This is a genomic window from Burkholderia sp. HI2761, assembly GCF_002223355.1.
Lineage (GTDB): Bacteria > Pseudomonadota > Gammaproteobacteria > Burkholderiales > Burkholderiaceae > Burkholderia.
This window is the reverse complement of the sequence record NZ_NKFN01000007.1, coordinates 1,836,062-1,855,710: the sequence shown is the minus strand read 5'-3', so window position 1 is coordinate 1,855,710 and position 19,649 is coordinate 1,836,062. Positions and strand designations below refer to the sequence as shown.

Genomic DNA, 19,649 nt, shown 5'->3' with positions numbered 1-19,649 from the left:
GATCGTCAGGATGGCCGGGTTCGGCCGGTGTGCCGCGCGCCTGCCACGGCGCCCGGCCACCACCCGCTACAGCCGACGACCCGGGCGCGGATCGGTGTCCGCCGGCGCCGCATCGTCCTGAGTGTCGCGATCGAAATCGTCCTTCTGGCGCATCCGTTCGCGCAGGTGCCGGATCGCGAATACGTGGATGTAGTCGTGCACGCGCGCATCGGACGACAGCGCGCGCACTTCGTCGTCGAGCATCGCACGCAACTGATCCGCGCCGATCGCGCGCTGTTCGGCGGCTTCCTTGAGTGAATCGAGCATATTGTCCTTGGACATCGACGGACTCCTGACGGTCGAGGAACGAAAAAGATGACGTTACTGGAAGTTTAGGACTGGACGGACGCGCGGCGTACGATGCGCCGACGCGTGTTTGCGCGCGATCAACGGCACGTTGCGTGCCGCCACGCCGATCCGTTTCCGACCCGGCCGCGCAAGGTTCGCGGTGCACATGGCCCGCGAACGAAATTGGAGATCCTGCCACGCCACCCCGGGCGCGGCACCGGCGACGGGCGGCGCGTGGAACGCCATGCGATGCCGATGCAGTGGGGAAACTTAGACCGGCCGAAATCATGCGTCAAGCGCCCCGCCATTCGTCCGACGAACGCGCCGGATCGGCCGGTCGGCCGCCGCGCGTGTCAGCGGATTCCGATACGCGTCGCGCAATTTCCTGACAGCGACTTCAGCGCGCGCCGCTTGGCAGTACGCCATCGCCACACGATACTGATCACATGAACCAGGCGTTCATACCCGAACATCGCTCAGCCGGCCATCGAGCCGGCACGCGGGGTTCGGCGCAGGAGACCAACCATGGCACATCGCAACTTACCGGGCCAGGACGGCCAGCGGCGCGCGTCGGGCAACGCGCGCGCCCTGCCCGCCCGAGCCGCGTCGGCCGACAACCGTCCGTCCGACGACCTCGACACCTTGCTCGCGCTCGCACGCGAGGCCGGGTTGCTCGTCACGCTCGACGGGCAGATCGGCCGCGAAAAGTATCAGAGCGTCGTGGGGTCGGTTCTCGCTTTGCAGCGGTTCGCCGCGGCACTCGACGCGCGAAACACGGCCGACGTACCGGCCGGGCCGGAGCCGCGTCGCAAGGCGCGCCCGGGCTGGCCGCATGCGAATCGTTTGCGCAGCCGCACGTACAGTGCCTGCGCGCCGCTCCATGCCGTGCGTCCGCATTCGCGGGTACGACGCGGCGCGGGCCGCCGGCACGACCTGCGATCGATTCTTCGCGCACTCTGATCGGCGCACGTAACCGGCGTAACCGGTGTACGTAACCAACGCACGGCATGCGGCCGTGCAATGGTTGCGCGCGCGATGACGCGCTGCTCGACGCAGCCGCAGTCAACATCATTCCTGCGGGGAAGTGAATTCGACGGGGCCACGCGGAAAGCGGACGGGGTGACTTGCACCCCGCCCGTCCTCCAAGGCAACCGTCGGTTGCCTACCCTCGTGCCAGAGAGTTCCCGGTCGGATGACGCGCCGGACGAACGCGCGGCGCAGCTCCTTAAAATGATGTGACGGCGGCGAGTGCGGCAGTGATCGCTTGTTGCATGCAGGCGCGGCCGGGATCGCGCATGCACGACAGGCCTGCCGCGTCGCCCGACGTTTCTTCACTGTCTCACGCGACGTGCGCAGCGTTTCTGATGCAGGTCAATCCAAACCCGCTTCGACCGCGATAACGCGGGATTCATTCCGCACCACGCACCAGCAGCACGGGCACCTGCGCGAGATGCGCGACCCGCCGCGCGACGCTGCCGATCAGCCAGGCGGCGATGCCGCGACGGCCATGCGTGCCGACCACCAGCAGCTCCGCCCGCCAGTGCACGGCCTCGCGCATCAGCGCATGAGCCACGTCGTCGCTGGTCGGACGCGTTTCGACGATGCCGCGCTTGGTCGGATTGCCCGTCGCGTGGAACAGCGGGCCGATCTTCGCGAGCGCATCCTCGCCCTCCGCGCGGTACGCGTCCTCGAGCGCGCGCACCGGCACGACATCGGTCAGACGCACCGCGCGATCGATCACGTACGCTGCATACAGCAACGTCGTCGGCGCCGCGAAGCCGAGGCCGACGCGCAGCGCGTGCAGCGACGGCTCGCTGCCGTCGACCGCGAACATCAGCCGCTGCAGCGCACCGTCCGACGGCCGTGCATAGGCACCGGGCACGATCAGCAGCGCGCAGCGCGCGCGTTTCGTCAACGTGTCCGACATCGCGCCTTCGACGAGTCGCAACAAGCCGTGATGCGGATTCGCGCCGATCACCAGCACGTCCGCGTGCCACGTCGACGTGTCGTTCACCAGTGCGTCCGCCACCGAGCCGCCCGTGATCGACGTATCGACGACCGTTTGTTCGACGTCGATGCCGCTGTCGGCGAACAGCGCCGCGATCCGCGCGCAGATGGCTTGCGCTTCGCGCATCATGTCCTCGCGCGCGGACGTCAGCAGCGCGTCGATGCGCGGAATGTCGGGCAACACGAGGCGCGGATTGTCGATCGCGCACACGATGCGCAATCGCATGCCGGGACGCAGCAGCGTGCGCACGTAACGTGCGGCGGTCGGCGATTCGGGCGTCGGATCGACGGCCAGCGCGATCCGCGCGAGCGTCGGGATGGGCTGGGCAGGCTGCATGGCGAAGGTCTCCGGGCGTGCACGTCGTCGCTGAACGACGACGGGGGCTTCGCGCGGCGGCGGCGCTGCGGTGGCCGGTCAGCCGCCGTGGCCGCAGCATCGGCGGGATGTCACGCGAAGCGCGGACAAGCAATGCGTTCGTTCAGCATAGGCCGTTCGGCCCGCGCGTGCATGATCGCGATCAACGATCGCGCGGCACCCTGACCGCTCGGCTTACGACTTCGTCGGCATCGATGCGGCCGGACGGTTCGCATGGAACAGCGCGTATGCGATGCCGAGCAGCACGATCCACACCGGCCCGATCACGAGTGCGATGCGCGTATCGGGCGTGAACACCATCAGCACGACGACCGGCACGAGAAAGCCGAGTGCAACGAACGAACCGGGCGGATAGAACGGCACGCGGATCGGCAAGCGCGCGATCTTGTCGGCCGACAGCGTGCGGCGAAAACGCATCTGCGCGATCGAGATCACGCGCCACGTCCAGATTGCGCCGAACGTCGACACCGACGTGAGTTACCCGAGTCGGTGGCCAGTTCGATGTCTGCGTCAGGCTCTACGGCCGCTTCTTGAATCGCTCCTTCACATCGCCGAATGACGCTTGTGTCTTGCCGACGACCTGTTCGGTCTTGCCCTTCAGTCTGCTCGTTCGGTTTCCCATGATCTGGCCGACCACTTCCTTCAGCTTGCCCTTTGTTTCCTTGATGCGGCCTTTTACCTGATCTTTGTTCATGACATTCCTCCTTCAAATTGACGGACGCCCGAACTGGGGATGCTGTCCGGCACGCTGCGCCGAATCGCGATGGAATGTCGGTGCAGGCACGGCGCTTGCGCCGGTTGAAGCGTTCGCGCTCGCGGGCAGCGGGCCGACGGCCAGCGTGGCCGAACGCCTGAAGCTCGCCAGGCTCAGATCGCTGTAACGGGTGCCGGAGGCACGGGCAAGTGTCCACTCATTGTCAATCTTGCGGAGGGAGCATGCACATTCTCACTAGCGCCGGCCCGCTGGTTTCGCTGATCGCCGGCATTCTCATCCTCGCAGTACCCCGCCTGCTGAATTACATCGTTGCTATCTATCTGATCGTCATCGGACTGCTCGGGTTGTTCGGCGGACACGTCCATTGAGCTGATTCGCTGCCTGCAAGCTCGCGAATTCCCGAGGATTTCGCATCGTTGCCCGACAACGATCGGCGAGATGTAGTTTTGGTCTCCGGCACGTGGCGTGACTGGGGGCGTGTCGTATCAGGTCGCGATGTGTCTGCTCATGCAGGCAAGCAAGAACATCAGGATTGGGTCGTCGGTGGCCAGCCCGGATGCGACCGCGAGTCAAACGAGTTTGTCCTCGACACGCCGACGCTCGAGTTCGGCAACCTTCTCGACCACGAGCTCAGCTGCTGCCATGAGGAAGGCCGCCCTATCTCTCCAGCCCGCGAACATCGCGCAGACGCAGTCGAAGCGAGTGCGCTTTCACCAGCTTCAGGCGTGGTGATTTCGTGGTGTAGTCACTTCGACAACGTCGCCCGCACCGTATATTCGCCTTCAAGCGCACCCTGCTCGGGCCGCACGAAATAACGCGATGCATCCAGATCCGCCGGCAGCGGCTCGACCGGATAGCCGTGCTTTTCCCACGCATCGAGCCCGCCCTTCAGCGCCCGGATGTTGTGGATCATCTTCTTGCGCTGCATCTTCGCGATCAGCCGCTTCGCGGTCGCCTCGTTCGGGCACACGCAATAGACGACGATCGGCCGCTTCAGCACTTCCGGGTCGAGCAGGTCCGGCGAATCGAGATCGACCGGCACCGCGCCGGCAATCCGGTACGGCTCGCGTTCGCGAATCGCTTTGGGCCGCGCGTCGAAGATCAGCGGCGGTTCGTCGGACGTCATCATCTCGACGAGCTGCGGCGGCGAGATGCGCACCTGCGCGAGATAGCGGCGGAACTGCACGCGGCGCACCCAGCGGTACAACAGGAACGTGATGAAGATCGCGAGGAACGCGTCGAGAATCGTACCGCCGCTCGCGCGCACCCACAGCACGAACTGGACGATCTGGTCGTGAATGGCCGCGCCGCCGATCAGCCAGAACGCCGCCCACAGCGACGCGCCGGCCAGATCCCAGAACAGGAACACACCGATGCCGATCGCGGTCGTGCCGAGCAGCGGCGCCGATACGAGGCCGAGGCCCGGCAGGAACTTCGACAGCACGAGCAGCGGTGCGCCGTATCTTTCGAATACGTTACGCGCGAAGCGCAGCGTCGTGTCGAGCGACAGCGAGAAGCGCACGAGGCCGTTCAGCAGGCGCCGGCCGCGCGTGCGGCCCATGAAGAACCACAGCGAATCGGCCAGCATCGTCGCGCCGATCGCCGCCGCGAACATGCTGACCCAGGACGCCTGCCCCATCGCCGCCATCGTGCCGCCGAGAATCAGCATCGGCACGGCCGGCACCGGCACGCCGAGCTGCGTGATCAACACGCTCGCGAACACGGCCCACGGGCCGAGCGACGATGGAATAGCAATGGGAAAGTGCCACACGGCGGCGCTCCTGGAAGACATGCGGGCCGCGCGACGGGGCCGTCGGTACGGCGGTGCAACGGCCGCCGCGGAACGTCCGCGACCGATCGGTGCATCACGGGCATTCTAAACGGGTTTGGCCGCGATCGCGCTGAACACCGGCCATCGGCACGGGCTTTCCGGCCGGCGTGACGCGACCGTGACCGTCACACGTCGGAGCGCTGCGCGAGTTGCGCGACGTGTTCCGCGTAGTCGGGAAACTCGGCCGCCAGCGCGGCCGCATCCGCCAGCTCGAATTCCGCGAACTCGAATCCGGGCGCGACCGTGCAGCCGACGAGCGCGACGTGCTCCGGCGACGCGCAGCGCGCACCGAACCAGCTTCCGGCCGGCACGACCGTCTGGAACACGGTGCCGGGATGCGTGAGCGGGTTGCCGAGCCGGTGGATCGTCAGCCCGTCGCGCGCATCGAGCACCCACACTTCGATCGGATCGCCCGCGTAGAAATGCCAGACCTCGTCGGAACGGATGCGGTGCCACGACGAATACGCACCGTCGCACAGCAGGTAGTAGATCGCGGTCGACGCGGCACGTGGCGCGCCGTCGGCCGGACGCACGACCGAATCGGTCGCGCGGTAGGTTTCACGGAAATAGCCGCCTTCGGGATGCGGCTGCAGGTCGAACTGGCGAATCAGGTCGGTCGCGGAAATCGGCATGGCAGATGACGTCGGTAAGGTAGGAAACCGGCATCCGGCGAACTGCCCGATCTCGATTCACGCGATCGGGCGCCGCCGGATGTCCCTGCGTCGATCACCGCGGCCATGCGCGCGGCGAACGAGCGGACACCGGTCGATGCTGCCAGAACTGCGTGCCGGGATGCAACCGTCGACGCGCATTCACGCACCGGCGAGCGTATCGGCGGCGTCCGCCGCGCCGTGCTGGGCGACGCGACGACGCAGCACGCCCGCTCGCGCAAGACATCCGGAATGCCGCGCGGCAGCCTGCCGACTGCGAGCGCTCGTGCGGTATCGGCGCGCCGTACCGCGTCGATTACGCGGCCGCCGACGCCCCCGCCTCGTCGTGCCTCACCAGCAGCACGGGCCGGTCCGCCGCGCGCAGCAGCGATTCCGCCACGCTGCCGAGCAGCAGCCTGCGCAGGCCGTGCCGCCCGCTCGTGCCCATCACGATCAGATCGGCGTCGGCTTCGGCCGCCGTGCGCATCAGCACCGTCGCGATGTCCTCGCCGTACGCATCGAGCGCGCGCACCGTGCCCCGCACATGCTGCTGCGCGAGCACCGCTTTCGCAGCGTCGAGCACCGGCGTCGCGGCATCGGTCGCGGCAACATCGCCGTCGCGCTCGGCAGCGAAGCCGGCATCGACGTCGACGAGCTGCGGACGATGCTCGACGACGTACGCACAGGTCACTTCACCGCCGGATGCCGTCGCGATCCGGATCGCCTCGTTCAGCGCGAGACGCGCGCTCGGGCCGCCGTCGAGCCCGACGAAAATCCGCTTGTACATGGTCCGTCCCTCCGACCGGGCGGGCGTCGCGCACTGCGCCACCACGACCCGTTACCGCAAGCCGGCCCAGTGCCGGCTTGCCTGCCGAACAGTCTGCCCCACGGGCCGACGCGCGCGTTGACGCGCGTCAAGCGCGGCCGGCGCGTCCGCTGCTTCACCCCGTTTGCCGCAATTTCAACCGACCCCATTACAAAAAATGTGTAAAACGCGCACAATTTCATCTTGAAAATAGTCGTTGCACGCAGCCGGTGCGAGTTTTCCTGGTTTTTGCCGCGCTGCCCGAGTGCCCCGGGTAGCCCGAATAACAGAATGGCCATCGAATGACCGCCAGTGGAACCCCGACGCGTGACGCCCGAGGGCCCACGCGCCTCCAGACCATGTTACGCCAGCCGTTCGCGGCCGGCGTCGTTGCGCTGTGCGCGGGCGCGGTGCTGTCGCTCGGCGTCGCGCTGCTGGTGCGCGAGCAGTGGCAAGGCGCCGTTCATACGCGTTTCGAACGCCGCACGACGCACGTGACCGCGATGCTGCGCCACGAGCTGCAGGCCAGCGGCGCCGTGCTCGAAAGCGCGCGCGGCGCGTTCGGCCTTGTCCCCGACATGACGCCTGCCCAATGGCGCCGGTATGCGGAGACGCTCGATCTCGACAGCGGCCGCTCGCCGGTCCGGCAGATCGGCTATGCGCCGCTGACGCCCGCGGCGCGCGGCGCGCTGGCCGGCACGAAGCCGCTGCCGGCCGATCCGCTCGCGGCAGCGACGCTCAGCGCCCCCGCCTCGAGCTCACCGGTGGTGCGCTTCGGCGCGTCCGATGCGGCGCCGCTCGCGCGCGCACTGCGGACCGGCGATATCGCGCTCGGCGTCCACCCTGCCGACGACGAGACCTCCCGCGACGCCCGTACCCTGACGCTGTTCCTGCCCGTGACGACCTCCCCGGGCGCCGCCATCAAGCCGTCCGGCACGCGCGAAGCCGGCGCCGACGGGATGCTGTTCGCGGCGCTGAGCCCGCGGCGCCTGGTCGAGCGCGCGCTCGACGCGGAACGCGGGATCGACTTGTGGATGACCGCCGGCGGCGATTCGCGCGCGATCGTCAGCATCGAGACGACGACCGACGAAGCGTCGGCGTCGCCCGACCTGATGCGGCGCACCGATGTGCTGAATTTCGGCGGCACCGCGCTGACGCTCGCCTATTCCGCGGACGGCCGGCCGAGCGCGACCGGCGCGCAGCGTGCGGCCGGCATCGTGCTCGCCGCGGGGCTGATCGCGTCGTTCGCGTTCGCGGCGCTCGTCCATGCATTGCTGCGCGGGCGCGCCGATGCCGGCGCAAGCAGCCGCGGCATCCTCAACGAGGCGCGGATGATGGGCATCATCCGCTCGTCGATGGAAGCGATCATCACGATCGACGAGAAGCAGACGGTCGTGATCTTCAATCCGATGGCCGAGCAGGTGTTCGGCGTGTCCGCGATGGAGGCGATCGGCGCGCCGCTGTCGCGCTTCATTCCCGAGCGGTTCCGCGCCGCGCACGCGAAGCACGTCGATCAGTTCGGCGTGACGGGCGTGTCGGAGCGGCAGATGGGCCGCCAGCGCGTGCTGTTCGGGCTGCGGGCCAACGGCGAGGAATTCCCGATCGAGGCGTCGATCTCGCAGATCCGCGACGCGTCGGGCAAGCTTTATACGGTGATGCTGCGCGACATCACCGAGCGGCAGCGGGCCGAGAACGCGCTGAAGCAATCGCGCGAGGAATTGCGCGAATTGTCCGCGAACCTGCAGAACGTGCGCGAAGAGGAAAAAACCCGCATCGCGCGCGAGCTGCACGACGACCTCGGGCAACAGCTCACCGCGTTGAAGATGGACCTGTCGGTGGTCGAGCAGCAACTGCGTATTCCCCACCTCGCGCAACCCGACGAAGGCGTGCAGTCGCATCTGCAAGGCATGCGGCGGCTGATCGACGCGACGGTCGCGTCGGTGCGGCGCATCGCGGCCGACCTGCGGCCGGTGATGCTCGACGATCTCGGCCTCGTGCCCGCGATCGAATGGCTCGCGAACGATTTCACGAACCGCTACGGGATCGATGTCGAGCGCCACATCGAAACGGGCGGCCTCACGTTCACCAGCGCGGGCGCGACCACGCTGTTCCGCATCGTCCAGGAGGCGCTGACGAACGTCGCGCGCCATGCGGATGCGACGCGCGTGGCGTTGCGGCTCGACATCGAGGAAGGCTCTTGCGTGCTGCGCGTCGCGGACAACGGCCGCGGCGCGGCGCCCGGCGGTCCGGCCCACGAGGACAAGTCGTTCGGCCTGATCGGCATTCGCGAACGCGCACACATGCTGGGCGGCACCGTGACGATCGATACCGCACTCGCGCGCGGCTTCTCGATTACCGTCGCGTTTCCGCTCGCCACCGTTCAACAGGACACGCTCATCACATGATCAAGGTGCTCATTGCCGACGACCATACGCTCGTACGCGACGGTCTGCGGCACATCCTCCAGAACGCCACCGGATTCGAGGTGGCCGGCGAAGCCTGCGACGGCCCGTCGACGATCGCGCTGGTGCGTGCGACGCCCGCGCAGGTGCTCGTGCTCGATCTGTCGATGCCGGGCCGCAACGGCGTCGAGCTGATCAAGCAGATCAAGGACGAGAAACCCGCGCTGCGCGTGCTGGTGCTGACGATGCACGCGGAGCAGCAATACGCGGTGCGCGCGTTCCGCGCGGGCGCATCCGGCTATCTGACGAAGGAAAGCGCGAGCGCGGAGCTGGTCGGCGCGGTCACGAAAGTGGCGTCGGGCGGCGTCTACGTGAGCCTCTCGATGGCCGAGCAGTTCGCGCAGAGCCTGAACGAGCCGGCCGAAACGCTGCCGCACCAGCGGCTGTCCGACCGCGAATTCGACGTGTTCCGACGGATCGCCGCCGGCCAGACGCTGACCGAGATCGCGAATGCGCTGTGCGTGAGTGCGAAGACGGTCAGTACCTACAAGACCCGGATCCTGGAAAAGATGCAGATGCCGCATGAAGCGGCGCTCGTGCGTTACGCGATGCGGCACAAGCTGCTCGACGAAACGGACGACGTGTAACGGACGACGTGTAACGTACGACGTCTAGCCGGCGTCGTGCGGGCCCGGCCGGGCCCGCGCCTGACCGTTACTTCGCGGGCACCGGGCACGCGAGGTCGCCCTCCTCGCAGGACAGATAGCCCTTCAGCGTTTCGGTGCGCACTTTCGTCAGATCGTCGAGGCAGGTCGATACGACCATCGGGTACGCACTGCCGCCCTCGGCATTGGCGCTCGAGAAGTGGCATTCGGCATCGCGATACGCGAGCCACGCGCGCTGCGCGTTCACGAGCTTGTCGGCAAGGGGCTGCACGTCGCGCAGGCGCGCGGTGACGGCCTGGTAGGTCCGGTTCAGCTCTGAGTCGGATTTCTTGTACGCGCGATCGGCACACGCCGTCATCGTCGCCTGATCCGTCGCGTCCGCACAATTCGCCTGCGCATGGGCGACGCTCGTCACCAGCGCCAGCAAGCCCAGCAGACCGGTCATGACACGCATGGATGCTCCTTGTTGTTCGTTGAAGTGTGGAACCCGGTGCCTTGCTGCGCCCCGTGTGGATTGGCCGCGCTACCCGCGGCGACATCGACCGCGATGCTAGCGCACGCGCGGCGGATTGTCAGCGGGGGGCGGGCCGACGCCCGCGGCGCGTGATTTCGCCGGTTGCCGTATTTCCTGATGGCGAAAGCATCGCATCGTTACGCACCATTGAAAAAGCCCGCACGCGACACGCGTGCGGGCTTTCTCGATACGGCTTCGGCCGCGGCCTTCACGGCCGCGAGACAACGGCTGGCTTAGTGGCCGAAGTACACCGACGAGCGGTCGCTCACGGCCGGCACGACCGCGCGCTGGCCCGACTGCGACGTCGCGACCGGGTTCGAACCGTAGCCGGTTGCGTCGGCTTGCGCGCCGGCGTTCTGCGCGGCGGCGATCTTGGCCTGGGCGGCCTGGATGTTTTCCGGATAGTTGATCCAGTCGTTCGGGTTGTAGCCGGCCTTTTCGAGCTGGACCAACTCGGCGCGCACTTGCGCGCGGGTCAGCGGCTGCTGGTTCGATTGGGCAAACGAGACGACCGGTGCGGCCACCAGGGCGGCCAGTGCAACTGCCTTGATCAGCGATTTCATGATGCGTTACCTCCAGGATTGTTTTGTCAGGCGCTTCGGACTCGAGGTCGTTGCGTATGAGTAGAAGTCTAGGAGGGCCGGCTATCAGGGTAAATACTTAAATCGCAAATTCACTGTTGACCGAAACCATACAATCGAGCGGGAATAAGTCGTTTCATCAGACGATTATCGGCGTTCCCGCACCGAATGCTGCGATACGGTGAGCCGGCACGCTCCGGTCGCACGTTCAACGCGCGCGGTCGCTCTCCGCCGACGCCATGTGCCTGTCGAACAGCAGCGCCTTGAGGCGAATGAAGTCGTCGGCATCGATGTCGCCGAACGCCGCGTGATGCAGCGTCAACGCGGGCATCGCCGGGTCGGTATGCACGGCCCGTACGGTGCCGTCGAGCGCCAGCCGCTCGATACGGCCGCCGGTTTCGTATGGAAGCAGCACGCGTAATGGCTCGCCGGTCGCCGCGATCGGCCGGTCCACGGCGATCGACAGCCCGCTCAGGCTGATGTCGTGCACGACCCCGAGGCCTTCCGCCCCCTCCGCCGCGCCGCTGCAGCAGGCCGCGATGCGCACCGGCACGCGCGGCTCCGCGCGCGTGCGCAGCCGGTCGACGAAACCGGGCGGCGACAGAATCATGAACGGCGTGGCGCCCGACGCCTGCACCGAGTCGACCGTTGCGCCGAAACGGGACACCGCGGCACGACCGATCGCCACCGCTTCGATGTCGTCGCCGCGTGCGAAGTCGAGCACGGCGGCATGCTGCGGCTCGACGAACAGCGCACCGGACGTACCGACGCCGATCAGCCGACAGCGCTGCAGCGCGCGCGTCGTACCGACCCGACGGCGAATGCCGATCGCGGTCCCCTCTGACAAACCCATGCGTGTGGCGGGCGCGGCCGCCGCAGCGGGCACGCGCGGATCGGCGTCGGCGTCATCGCGTCGGCGCACGGGGCGGAAATGGTCGAACAGGAAAGCGTGCTGCGTCGGGTCGCGCAGCGTCGTGCCGGCCGGCAGCAGTGCGGCGCCGTCGGCGTCATAGAGATCGAAGCCGAGCGGGACGTCGGCTGAAAGGTCGTCGCGCACGAGCGCGACGTAGTCGGTGGAAAGCCTCATCGGAGAAGCGCGGAGCGGCCGCGCGAGCTGTCGTGACAACTTGATTACGGCAGCATCGCGCGGAATCTGAACGGCTTCGTTACTGCGAAGCGCCGGTCGCATCGGGCGCGGCCGGCACCGGCGACGGCGGAGCCGGCACGGCCGAAGGCGCGACGCCGATACCGGCGCTGCTTCCGCTCGTCGCACTGGCGCCCGCCGGCGGCTGCGCGGGCTGCGGCTGCGGCTGCGATGCGCCCGACGACAACGCCGCGGCCGATGCGGCCACTTCGGACGCCGGCACCCATTCCTCGACGATGCCGCCGGAGGCGGCATCCGGCGCCGAGGCAGCCGAAGCCGCCGACGCCGCGCCCTCGTCGACCTCGGCCGGACGCTCGATACGCTGCGTCCTGACCGGCGCGGGCGCCTTCTTCGGCTCGGGCGGGAACCACGTGTCGAACAGGTCGGTCGCGCGCTCGCGCAGCGACGCGAACCAGCCCGGCGACGGCTCGGTATCGAATTTCGCCTTGGTATCGACGATCCGGGCGCGCTGCGCGCGCTGGAAGAAATCGCCGACGATCGGCAGCGCACTGTGCGCACCCTGCCCCCAGTAATCGCTGCGCAGCGTCACGCGGCCGTCGTCGAATCCGACCCACGCGCCGGCGACGAGGCCCGGCTGCATCAGGATGAACCAGCCGTCCGCGTTGTCCTGCGTCGTGCCGGTCTTGCCGGCCACGTCGCCGCGGATGCCGAAACGCGTGCGGATGCTGCCGCCCGTGCCGCGCGTCACGACATCGCGCATCACGTCGAGCAGGGTCTTGTCGGTTTCGGCATCGAGCGCGCGTTCGGGCGGCGCCGGTGCGTATTCGGCGAGCACGTCGCCCTGGCGATTCTCGATGCGCGTCACCATCTGCGGCTCGACGTACAGCCCGCCGTTCGCGATCGTCGCGTACGACGCGACCATTTCCTTCAGCGTGACCGGGCTCGTGCCGAGCGCGAGCGACGGCACGCGTTCGAGCGGGCTTTCGCGCACGCCCATGTCGTGCGCGAGCCGCGCGACGGCCGCGGGTCCGACCTTCTCCATCACCTGCGCGGTGATTCGGTTGCGCGACAGCGCGACGGCATCGCGCAGCGTCATCGGCTTGCCCGTAGGCGGCACGTCGTCGTTCGGCCGCCAGATCTCGCCGCCTTTCAAAGGGATCTCGACCGGCTGGTCGATAAACGTGTCGTCCGGCTTCATCCCACCCGCGAACGCGGCGCCATAGACGAACGGCTTGAACGTCGAGCCCGGCTGGCGCCGCGCCTGCGCGACGTGGTCGAACGGCTCGCGGGTGAAGTCGCGGCTGCCGACCCACGCACGGATCTGCCCGTCACGCGGATCGATCGCGAGGAAACCGGCCTGCACGTCGGTCTTCGCCTTGCATAGCGCGTGCAGGAAGCCGCGGTCGGCCGCGAGCAGCTTCATCGCCGCCGCGTCGTCCTTGCCGGCGTCCTGCGCGGCCTTGTACTCGGGCGATTCGCGCATGAAGGTGCGGAACACCTCGTTGTCGGTGCCGCAGCCGTCGCGGCCGCTCCATGCGTTGTTCGCGATGCCCTGCAGCTGATTGCCCTGCAGCGTGAGCGCCTGCGTCGCCATCTGCTGGAGGCGCGAGTCGATCGTCGTGCGCACGATCAGCCCGTCCGAGTAGATGTTGTAGTCGTTGCGGTCGGCCCATGCGATCAGCCATTTGCGCAACTGCTGCGCGAAATGCGGCGCCGGCCCGGGCGGCTCCTTCTGGCGCTCGAAGTCGATGCGCAGCGGCCGGCGCTGCAACTGCGCGAACTGCGCCGGCGACAGCTTGCCGTACTTCACCATCTGGCCGAGCACCGTGTTGCGCCGCTGCAGCGCGCGCTCGGGGTTCAGCACCGGGTTGTAGTAGCTGTTGCCCTTCAGCATCCCGACGAGCGTCGCGCTGTCGAGCACGTCGAGTTCGTCGGCCGACTTGTCGAAATAGGTGCGCGCGGCCATCTCGACCCCGTACGCGTTGTACAGGAAAGGCACCGTGTTCAGGTAGGTCTCGAGGATCTGGTCCTTGCTGTAGACGGCCTCGATCTTCAGCGCGGTGATCGCCTCCTTCACCTTGCGCGTGAGCGTCGGCGCGCGGCCGATCTCGTCCGGATACAGGTTGCGTGCGAGCTGCTGCGTGATCGTCGAGCCGCCCTGGCGGCTGCCCGAGAACGTATGCAGCGCGGCCGACGCCGTGCGCTTCCAGTCGAGGCCGTGGTGCGCGTAAAAGCGGTGATCCTCGGTCGCGATCAGCGCGTCGACCATGTGCGGCGAAATCTGCTTGAGCGACACCCATTCGCGGTTCGACGGCTTGAATTCGGTCAGCAGCTTGCCGTCGGCGGACAGTACCTGCGCGGGCTGGTCGACGCGCGCCTTGCGGATGTCGCCGATGCCCGGCGTGAACGGGATGAGCGCGACCACGTACACCGCGAACAGCGCCGGCACGGCGGCGGCCGTGAGCAGCACGCCCCGGCGCGTCGGGTGGCGGACATGGTGCCACGCGGTGGCGGCGAGAGGCTTGACCCGCGCGACGGCGGCCGCCGCGACAGGTTGGGCGCGCGCGATCCATCTGGCACACAAGGCACGCACTGACGACATGTTTCGGCGATTCACGCGGGTGGAGCTCGGCTGAAAAGGCTGCATCGTACCAAACTCGCGCGGCCGGCCGACCCGCGGCGGCGTTGGGCCGGCACGCGTGGTGCGGTTTCGCGGCGCGCCGACGCAAAAAAGGCGCGTGCTCCGCAACCGGAACGACGCGCCAAACCTGGTACGACAACCTGAACGCCGCGCGACGGGGACGCGACGGCAGCGCGACCGGCGCCGCGGCTCAGCGCACGAGAAATCCGTACGTGAGCGGATCGCGCTCGTCGACGATCCAGTTCGCGAACCCACAGATATGCGCGCTGCCTTCCACTTCCGGGATCACGGCCGGGATGTCGCCGACCGTCGTTTCGCGCAGCACGCGTCCCTTGAAGACCGTGCCGACGATCGATTCGTTGACGAGCGTGTCGCCCGCCGCGAGCAGCCCGCGCTGGTAGAGCTGCGCGACGCGCCCGCCGGTGCCGGAACCGGTCGGCGAGCGGTCGACCTCGCGATCCGCGAACACGCAGCAGTTCGCCTGCGTCGAACCCGCGTGGCGCGGCGCGTTCGCGATGATCGTGCCGTAAATGTGGTTGATTTCCGGGATCTCCGGATGCACGACCGGATACTTCGCGTTCGCGGCCGCCTTCACTTCCGCGCCGAAGCGGATCAGTTTTTCGACCGCCGATTCGCGCACCGGCAGGTCGAACGGCGCGCCGTCGACGTAGAAATAAAACGCGCCGCCATACGCGATGTCGCCGGTCACGGTGCCAAACGACGGCGTCTCGACCGACACCTCGCGCCGCCAGATGAACGACGGCACGTTGACGAAGCGCACGGGCCCCGCATGTTCGCCGTCCCACTTGACGAAGGCCTCGATGAAGCCGCACGGCGCGTCGATGCCGACTCGCGTCTCCGGCACCGTGCGCTGCACCCAGCCGAGCTCGACGGCCGCCGTCGACAGCGCGATCACGCCGTGTCCGCAATGGTCGCTGTAGCCTTCGTTGTGCACGAAGATCACGCCGAAATCGGCGTTCGGCGACACGGGCTCGGTCAGGTAGCCGCCGTACATGTCGGCGTGGCCGCGCGGTTCGAACATCAGCGCGCGGCGGATCTCGTCGGCGTGCTCCTTGAGCCACGCGCGGCGCTGGACGATGGTGTCGCCGGGCAGCCGCGGCAGCCCGCTCGTGACGATGCGGAACGCCTCGCCGCCGGTGTGCACCTCGACGGTGGAAAGGGAGCGGGAAATTTTCATGGTCGATGGGAATGCGTTGAAACGAAGGACGGCGGCTGGCCGCCGTCCCGGTGACGGGCAGTGCGGCAGTTACTTGGCGTACGGTTGCGGCAGCCCGTTGCGGATCACGTAGACGGTCGTCGGCGCGCCTTTCAGGTCGCCGTTCGCGTCGAACGAATAGGTGCCCGCGACGCCCGCGTAGTTCGACTTCGCGAGCTGCGCGATCAGCTTCGGCTTGTCGGTGGTCGTGCCGGCCTTGATCATCGCGTCGGCGAGCAGCTTCACGCCGTCGTAGTAATTGACGCCGTAGACCTGCGTATCGGTGTGATACGCGTCGTGGTACTTCTTCAGGAATTCGCGGCCGGCCGGCGTCTTCTCGAGCGCGACGCCGCCCTGCGCGCAATAGACGATCGACGCCGCCTCGCCCGCGACCTTGCCCATGTCGGCCGAGCAGATGCCGTCGCCGCCGAGCAGCTTCGCGCGCAAGCCCCGCTGCTTCATCTGCTTGGCCATCGGCGCGCCCTGCGCCGCATAGCCGCCGAGGAAGATCACGTCGGGGTTGCTCGCCTTGATCTTGGTCAGAATGCCGAGGAAATCGGTGGCCGACGAATTCGTGTATTCCTGGTCGACGATCCGGATGCCGTTCGCCTTCGCGACGTTCATGAACTGCTCGGCGACGCCCTGCCCGTATGCGGTGCGATCGTCGATCACGGCGGCGGTTTTCGCGTTCAGCGTCTTCGCGGCGAACGTGGCCATCGTGCCGCCGAGCTGCTCGTCGCTCGCGCCGATCCGGAAGATGTTCTTGAAGCCCTGCTTCGTCAGCGCCGGGTTCGACGCAACCGGCAGGATCGGCACGCCGGCGTTCGCATACACGCGCGAGGCCGGAATCGCGACGCCCGAGTTGTACGGCCCGAGCACCGCGACGACGCCCTTGTCGACGAGGTTCTGCGCGACCTGCACGCCGGCCTTCGGATCGGCCTGGTCGTCATCGGAAACCAGTTTGAAGGTCACGGTCTTGCCGCCGATCTTCACGCCGGCCTTGTTGAGCTCGTCGACCGCGAGCCGCGCGCCGTTTTCGTTGTCCTTGCCGTTGGCGGCCTGCGGGCCCGTCAGCGGCGCCGAATGGCCGATCGTCACGACTTCCTGCGCGTGCGCGGAAGTCAGCGCGCCGGCGGCAATAGCCACCGAAAGCGCGGTCATGAGGTGTCGCATGATGTCTCCTGATTGGTTTTTTGTGAAACCAATGTAGGACACGCATGGTCACGGTGCAAGCAATTTCAAAATAATTCCGGATGTTTTGGTCACGTTAAAGACCAGAACGAACGCGCGTGCAGGCGTACTACTTCGGCGCGATGTCGCGCCGCACGCGGCGAATGTGCTGTTCGACATAGAACGCGGCCGCATCGGCATCCCCGGACACGATAGCCTCGTAGATCAGCCGGTGCTCGGACACGTAGAGCCGGATCCGGCCCGCGTCGTAGATGCCGTCGTCCTTCAGCCGCTTCCACAGCGGCTGGTCCATCGTCTTCGCGACTTCGTCCGCGATCTTCACGATCAGCGCATCGCCGGTCATCAGCGCGAGCTGTCGGTGAAACAGCCGGTCGCTCTCGTTCCACAGCGCGCGCTGATGCGGATCGTCGACGTCGGTGATGGTTTCCATCTGCGCGAGATAGCGCTCGGCGCCGGGGTCGGCGCGGCCATGGGCCGCCGCGAGGCGCGCAATCGCAGGCTCCAGGATCAGCCGCACGTCGAGCGTCGAGGTCGGGCTGAAGTCGGCCTCGGACGCCGTGTGCGCATCGCCGCGCTGCGCGAGCACGTCGAGCGGCGCCGCGACGACGTAGGTGCCCGAATTGCGCTTCGTGAACACGAGCCCTTCGTTCTGCAATGCGCCGAGCGCTTCGCGCACGGCCGGCCGGCCGACCTGGAACAGCGCCGCGAGCTCGCGTTCGGACGGCAGCCGCGATTCGGCCGCGTAGCGCCCCGCGCGGATCTCGTCGCGGATCTTTTCGGCTACCTGCTCGTAGATCTGCAGCGGCCTGAAACCGCCTTCGAGTGAGTCGGGACGCGCGGACATCATCGTGTGGCTCCTGCCCGTTCGCGGGCGTGGATCTGGAATGGGTTCGCACTATACCGGAGCGGCGCGGGCAGCGCGGCAGTGGCGAGCCTTCTGGCCAGATATTAGAACCAAAATCCACGAAGTGCTTTATTTTCTGGGTTGCGGGCGTGCCAGTAAGTGGTATAGATTCGATCCACACTGCCCTGTGTCACGGTATCCGGCAGACCTGCGGCGGGCGCGGCATGCGTCCGCCGTTCACGCTCACCGACGCCCACGACGGACACGATGACCGCCATTTCCCCCATTCCCGTTTTCGACGCGGCCGATACGGCCGCGCTGCTCGACTACCCGGCGCTGCTCGCCACGCTCAGGCAAGCGGTCGCCGAGTATGCGGCGGGTGACATCGTCAGCCCCGAGCGCCTGGTCGTGCCGCTGCAAGGCGGCGGCGTGATGCTGTCGATGCCGTCGAGCGCGCACGACCTGGCGAGCCACAAGCTCGTGAACGTGTGCCCCGGCAACGGCGCGCGCGGGCTGCCGACGATCCTCGGCCAGGTCACCGCGTACGACGCCACCACCGGAGCCATGCGCTTCGCGCTCGATGGGCCGACCGTCACCGGCCGCCGCACGGCGGCGATCACCGCGCTCGGCATCCAGGCCCTGCATGGCGCCGCGCCCCGCGACATCCTGCTGATCGGCACCGGCAAGCAGGCGGCCAATCACGCGGAAGCGCTCGCGGCGATCTTTCCGGAGGCGCGCCTTCACGTGCGCGGCACGAGCGCGGTCGGCGCGGCCGCCTTCTGCGCCGCCCATCGCACGCATGCGCCGCGACTCGCGCCGCTCGACGGCGACGCGGTTCCCGATGCGATCGACGTGGTCGTCACGCTGACGACGAGCCGCACGCCCGTCTACCGCGACGCCGCGCGCGAAGGCCGGCTCGTGGTCGGCGTCGGCGCGTTCACCGCGGATGCCGCCGAGATCGACGCGAGCACGGTGCATGGCAGCCGGCTCGTCGTCGACGATCCGGCCGGCGCGCGCCACGAAGCCGGCGACCTGATCGTCGCGCAGGTCGACTGGCAGCACGTCGCGTCGCTCGCCGACGTGCTGAACGGCACATTCGCCCGCGGCGGCCCGCTGCTGTTCAAGAGCGTCGGCTGCGCCGCGTGGGATCTGGCCGCGTGCCGCACCGCGCGCGACGCGCTGGCCGCGCGCGGCGCCGGCTGACCCGGCCGCGCAACCACTGGCGCCGCTCGCGCGGCATCGCATCGCCCGCGGCCACGCCGGCGATTTCCCGTACGCGGTGTAGGAAACGCCCTACACCGCGTCGAAGCGGCCTACACGAAGTTCCAATTCGGCCGATTTCAATTTCGGCGGCGCAACACGATACTGCCGGCATGAATGCCAGCCTGTCACCCGCCGCGCTCAGGGTGTTCCTCGTCGATCACGCTGTCGCCGTCCGCCAGCGGATCGCGCTGCTCGTCGGCGCGATCCGCGGCGTGGTCGTCGTGGGCGAAGCGGAAGACGGCCAGGACGCGTGGCCGCAGATCCGCAGCAGTCGCGCGGACGTGGTGATCGTCGACGTGCGGCTCGCGGACGGCAGCGGTCTCGACCTGATCGGGATGCTGTCGAAGGCCGCGCCGCGCATCGTCACGATCGTGCTGACGAACCACTCGGCGCCGGCATTCAGAGAGGCATGCGCGACGGCGGGAGCCGACTACTTCTTCGACAAGACCGTCGAATTCGACGCCGCGTGCCGTGTCATCGAATCCCTGGTGCACGCTCGCGTGCACCGCCCCTGAC

20 protein-coding genes and 1 pseudogene are annotated in these 19,649 nt (G+C 68.0%); 7 read left to right on the top strand and 14 right to left on the bottom strand.

What is annotated here, in order from left to right:
* Positions 1–66: 66 nt before the first annotated feature.
* The gene (locus tag CFB46_RS26005; RefSeq protein ID WP_027783013.1) at positions 67–321 is read right to left on the bottom strand and encodes a DUF3562 domain-containing protein; all 255 of its coding nucleotides are present in this window, start codon (positions 319–321) and stop codon (positions 67–69) included.
* 531 nt (positions 322–852) lie between these two features.
* Between CFB46_RS26005 and CFB46_RS25995 the strand changes: the two genes are divergently transcribed.
* Positions 853–1,287, top strand: a complete 435-nt coding sequence (locus CFB46_RS25995; protein ID WP_027783011.1) for a hypothetical protein — start codon at positions 853–855, stop codon at positions 1,285–1,287.
* Positions 1,288–1,735: 448 nt separating this feature from the next.
* Here CFB46_RS25995 and CFB46_RS25990 read toward each other — a convergent pair whose 3' ends face one another.
* The 3 genes and pseudogenes from CFB46_RS25990 to CFB46_RS25980 all read right to left on the bottom strand — a co-directional run bounded on the left by CFB46_RS25990 (position 1,736) and on the right by CFB46_RS25980 (position 3,404).
* Positions 1,736–2,671: a universal stress protein gene (locus tag CFB46_RS25990; protein WP_089501741.1), complete on the bottom strand. Its 936-nt coding sequence runs from the start codon at positions 2,669–2,671 to the stop codon at positions 1,736–1,738.
* Between the two features lie 213 nt (positions 2,672–2,884).
* Positions 2,885–3,187, bottom strand: a pseudogene (locus CFB46_RS25985) (amino acid permease); the annotation flags it as partial.
* A gap of 40 nt (positions 3,188–3,227) precedes the next feature.
* Positions 3,228–3,404, bottom strand: a complete 177-nt coding sequence (locus CFB46_RS25980) for a CsbD family protein (protein ID WP_027783008.1) — start codon at positions 3,402–3,404, stop codon at positions 3,228–3,230.
* On the opposite strand from CFB46_RS25980, the gene CFB46_RS35550 reads away from it, so the two are divergent.
* Both CFB46_RS35550 and CFB46_RS25975 read left to right on the top strand, forming a co-directional pair.
* Positions 3,403–3,591, top strand: a complete 189-nt coding sequence (locus tag CFB46_RS35550) for a hypothetical protein (protein WP_143751664.1) — start codon at positions 3,403–3,405, stop codon at positions 3,589–3,591. The genes CFB46_RS25980 and CFB46_RS35550 overlap by 2 nt on opposite strands.
* A gap of 55 nt (positions 3,592–3,646) precedes the next feature.
* Positions 3,647–3,793 (top strand): DUF3096 domain-containing protein, encoded by a 147-nt coding sequence (locus CFB46_RS25975; protein WP_080681255.1) that lies wholly within the window; start codon positions 3,647–3,649, stop codon positions 3,791–3,793.
* Positions 3,794–4,170: 377 nt separating this feature from the next.
* Here CFB46_RS25975 and CFB46_RS25970 read toward each other — a convergent pair whose 3' ends face one another.
* From CFB46_RS25970 to CFB46_RS25960, 3 genes are all read right to left on the bottom strand, one after another.
* Positions 4,171–5,196, bottom strand: coding sequence for a DedA family protein/thiosulfate sulfurtransferase GlpE (locus CFB46_RS25970; RefSeq protein WP_089501740.1), 1,026 nt, complete (start codon positions 5,194–5,196; stop codon positions 4,171–4,173).
* A gap of 185 nt (positions 5,197–5,381) precedes the next feature.
* Positions 5,382–5,888 carry a cupin domain-containing protein gene (locus tag CFB46_RS25965; protein ID WP_027783006.1) on the bottom strand — a complete coding sequence of 169 codons (507 nt, stop codon included), beginning with the start codon at positions 5,886–5,888 and terminating at the stop codon, positions 5,382–5,384.
* A gap of 334 nt (positions 5,889–6,222) precedes the next feature.
* Positions 6,223–6,693 carry a universal stress protein gene (locus CFB46_RS25960; RefSeq protein WP_027783005.1) on the bottom strand — a complete coding sequence of 157 codons (471 nt, stop codon included), beginning with the start codon at positions 6,691–6,693 and terminating at the stop codon, positions 6,223–6,225.
* 320 nt (positions 6,694–7,013) lie between these two features.
* On the opposite strand from CFB46_RS25960, the gene CFB46_RS25955 reads away from it, so the two are divergent.
* Both CFB46_RS25955 and CFB46_RS25950 read left to right on the top strand, forming a co-directional pair.
* Entirely contained in the window at positions 7,014–9,116 is a 2,103-nt protein-coding gene (locus tag CFB46_RS25955; RefSeq protein ID WP_089501739.1) for a PAS domain S-box protein, read from the top strand.
* Positions 9,113–9,760 (top strand): response regulator, encoded by a 648-nt coding sequence (locus tag CFB46_RS25950; protein ID WP_027783003.1) that lies wholly within the window; start codon positions 9,113–9,115, stop codon positions 9,758–9,760. Before CFB46_RS25955 ends, CFB46_RS25950 begins: the two co-directional genes overlap by 4 nt.
* A 67-nt stretch (positions 9,761–9,827) precedes the next feature.
* Here CFB46_RS25950 and CFB46_RS25945 read toward each other — a convergent pair whose 3' ends face one another.
* From CFB46_RS25945 to CFB46_RS25915, 7 genes are all read right to left on the bottom strand, one after another.
* Positions 9,828–10,232 (bottom strand): lysozyme inhibitor LprI family protein, encoded by a 405-nt coding sequence (locus CFB46_RS25945; protein ID WP_089501738.1) that lies wholly within the window; start codon positions 10,230–10,232, stop codon positions 9,828–9,830.
* 293 nt (positions 10,233–10,525) lie between these two features.
* Positions 10,526–10,855: a DUF4148 domain-containing protein gene (locus CFB46_RS25940; RefSeq protein WP_027783001.1), complete on the bottom strand. Its 330-nt coding sequence runs from the start codon at positions 10,853–10,855 to the stop codon at positions 10,526–10,528.
* Between the two features lie 226 nt (positions 10,856–11,081).
* Positions 11,082–11,960, bottom strand: coding sequence for a PilZ domain-containing protein (locus tag CFB46_RS25935; RefSeq protein WP_089501737.1), 879 nt, complete (start codon positions 11,958–11,960; stop codon positions 11,082–11,084).
* A gap of 79 nt (positions 11,961–12,039) precedes the next feature.
* Entirely contained in the window at positions 12,040–14,625 is a 2,586-nt protein-coding gene (locus tag CFB46_RS25930; RefSeq protein WP_089501736.1) for a penicillin-binding protein 1A, read from the bottom strand.
* A gap of 184 nt (positions 14,626–14,809) precedes the next feature.
* Entirely contained in the window at positions 14,810–15,817 is a 1,008-nt protein-coding gene (gene lhpH / locus CFB46_RS25925; RefSeq protein WP_089501735.1) for a trans-3-hydroxy-L-proline dehydratase, read from the bottom strand.
* A 69-nt stretch (positions 15,818–15,886) separates the two neighbouring features.
* Positions 15,887–17,008: a branched-chain amino acid ABC transporter substrate-binding protein gene (locus tag CFB46_RS25920; protein ID WP_089501734.1), complete on the bottom strand. Its 1,122-nt coding sequence runs from the start codon at positions 17,006–17,008 to the stop codon at positions 15,887–15,889.
* Positions 17,009–17,135: 127 nt separating this feature from the next.
* Entirely contained in the window at positions 17,136–17,873 is a 738-nt protein-coding gene (locus CFB46_RS25915) for a FadR/GntR family transcriptional regulator (RefSeq protein ID WP_059822442.1), read from the bottom strand.
* A gap of 264 nt (positions 17,874–18,137) precedes the next feature.
* Here CFB46_RS25915 and lhpI point away from each other — a divergent pair, with 264 nt between their 5' ends.
* Both lhpI and CFB46_RS25905 read left to right on the top strand, forming a co-directional pair.
* Positions 18,138–19,073, top strand: coding sequence for a bifunctional Delta(1)-pyrroline-2-carboxylate/Delta(1)-piperideine-2-carboxylate reductase (gene lhpI / locus CFB46_RS25910; protein WP_089501733.1), 936 nt, complete (start codon positions 18,138–18,140; stop codon positions 19,071–19,073).
* Between the two features lie 170 nt (positions 19,074–19,243).
* On the top strand, positions 19,244–19,648 hold the full coding sequence (locus CFB46_RS25905) for a response regulator transcription factor (RefSeq protein ID WP_027782993.1): 405 nt from the start codon (positions 19,244–19,246) through the stop codon (positions 19,646–19,648).
* Position 19,649: the final 1 nt, after the last annotated feature.

Excerpts from the sequence above, each read along its gene's own strand:
- CFB46_RS26005 (WP_027783013.1), bottom strand. The coding sequence starts at position 321 with ATGTCCAAGGACAATATGCTCGATTCACTCAAGGAAGCCGCCGAACAG.
- CFB46_RS25995 (WP_027783011.1), top strand. The coding sequence starts at position 853 with ATGGCACATCGCAACTTACCGGGCCAGGACGGCCAGCGGCGCGCGTCG.
- CFB46_RS25990 (WP_089501741.1), bottom strand. The coding sequence starts at position 2,671 with ATGCAGCCTGCCCAGCCCATCCCGACGCTCGCGCGGATCGCGCTGGCC.
- CFB46_RS35550 (WP_143751664.1), top strand. The coding sequence starts at position 3,403 with ATGACATTCCTCCTTCAAATTGACGGACGCCCGAACTGGGGATGCTGT.
- CFB46_RS25980 (WP_027783008.1), bottom strand. The coding sequence starts at position 3,404 with ATGAACAAAGATCAGGTAAAAGGCCGCATCAAGGAAACAAAGGGCAAG.
- CFB46_RS25975 (WP_080681255.1), top strand. The coding sequence starts at position 3,647 with ATGCACATTCTCACTAGCGCCGGCCCGCTGGTTTCGCTGATCGCCGGC.
- CFB46_RS25965 (WP_027783006.1), bottom strand. The coding sequence starts at position 5,888 with ATGCCGATTTCCGCGACCGACCTGATTCGCCAGTTCGACCTGCAGCCG.
- CFB46_RS25960 (WP_027783005.1), bottom strand. The coding sequence starts at position 6,693 with ATGTACAAGCGGATTTTCGTCGGGCTCGACGGCGGCCCGAGCGCGCGT.
- CFB46_RS25955 (WP_089501739.1), top strand. The coding sequence starts at position 7,014 with ATGACCGCCAGTGGAACCCCGACGCGTGACGCCCGAGGGCCCACGCGC.
- CFB46_RS25950 (WP_027783003.1), top strand. The coding sequence starts at position 9,113 with ATGATCAAGGTGCTCATTGCCGACGACCATACGCTCGTACGCGACGGT.
- CFB46_RS25945 (WP_089501738.1), bottom strand. The coding sequence starts at position 10,232 with ATGCGTGTCATGACCGGTCTGCTGGGCTTGCTGGCGCTGGTGACGAGC.
- CFB46_RS25940 (WP_027783001.1), bottom strand. The coding sequence starts at position 10,855 with ATGAAATCGCTGATCAAGGCAGTTGCACTGGCCGCCCTGGTGGCCGCA.
- CFB46_RS25935 (WP_089501737.1), bottom strand. The coding sequence starts at position 11,960 with ATGAGGCTTTCCACCGACTACGTCGCGCTCGTGCGCGACGACCTTTCA.
- CFB46_RS25930 (WP_089501736.1), bottom strand. The coding sequence starts at position 14,625 with ATGCAGCCTTTTCAGCCGAGCTCCACCCGCGTGAATCGCCGAAACATG.
- lhpH (WP_089501735.1), bottom strand. The coding sequence starts at position 15,817 with ATGAAAATTTCCCGCTCCCTTTCCACCGTCGAGGTGCACACCGGCGGC.
- CFB46_RS25920 (WP_089501734.1), bottom strand. The coding sequence starts at position 17,008 with ATGCGACACCTCATGACCGCGCTTTCGGTGGCTATTGCCGCCGGCGCG.
- CFB46_RS25915 (WP_059822442.1), bottom strand. The coding sequence starts at position 17,873 with ATGATGTCCGCGCGTCCCGACTCACTCGAAGGCGGTTTCAGGCCGCTG.
- lhpI (WP_089501733.1), top strand. The coding sequence starts at position 18,138 with ATGACCGCCATTTCCCCCATTCCCGTTTTCGACGCGGCCGATACGGCC.
- CFB46_RS25905 (WP_027782993.1), top strand. The coding sequence starts at position 19,244 with ATGAATGCCAGCCTGTCACCCGCCGCGCTCAGGGTGTTCCTCGTCGAT.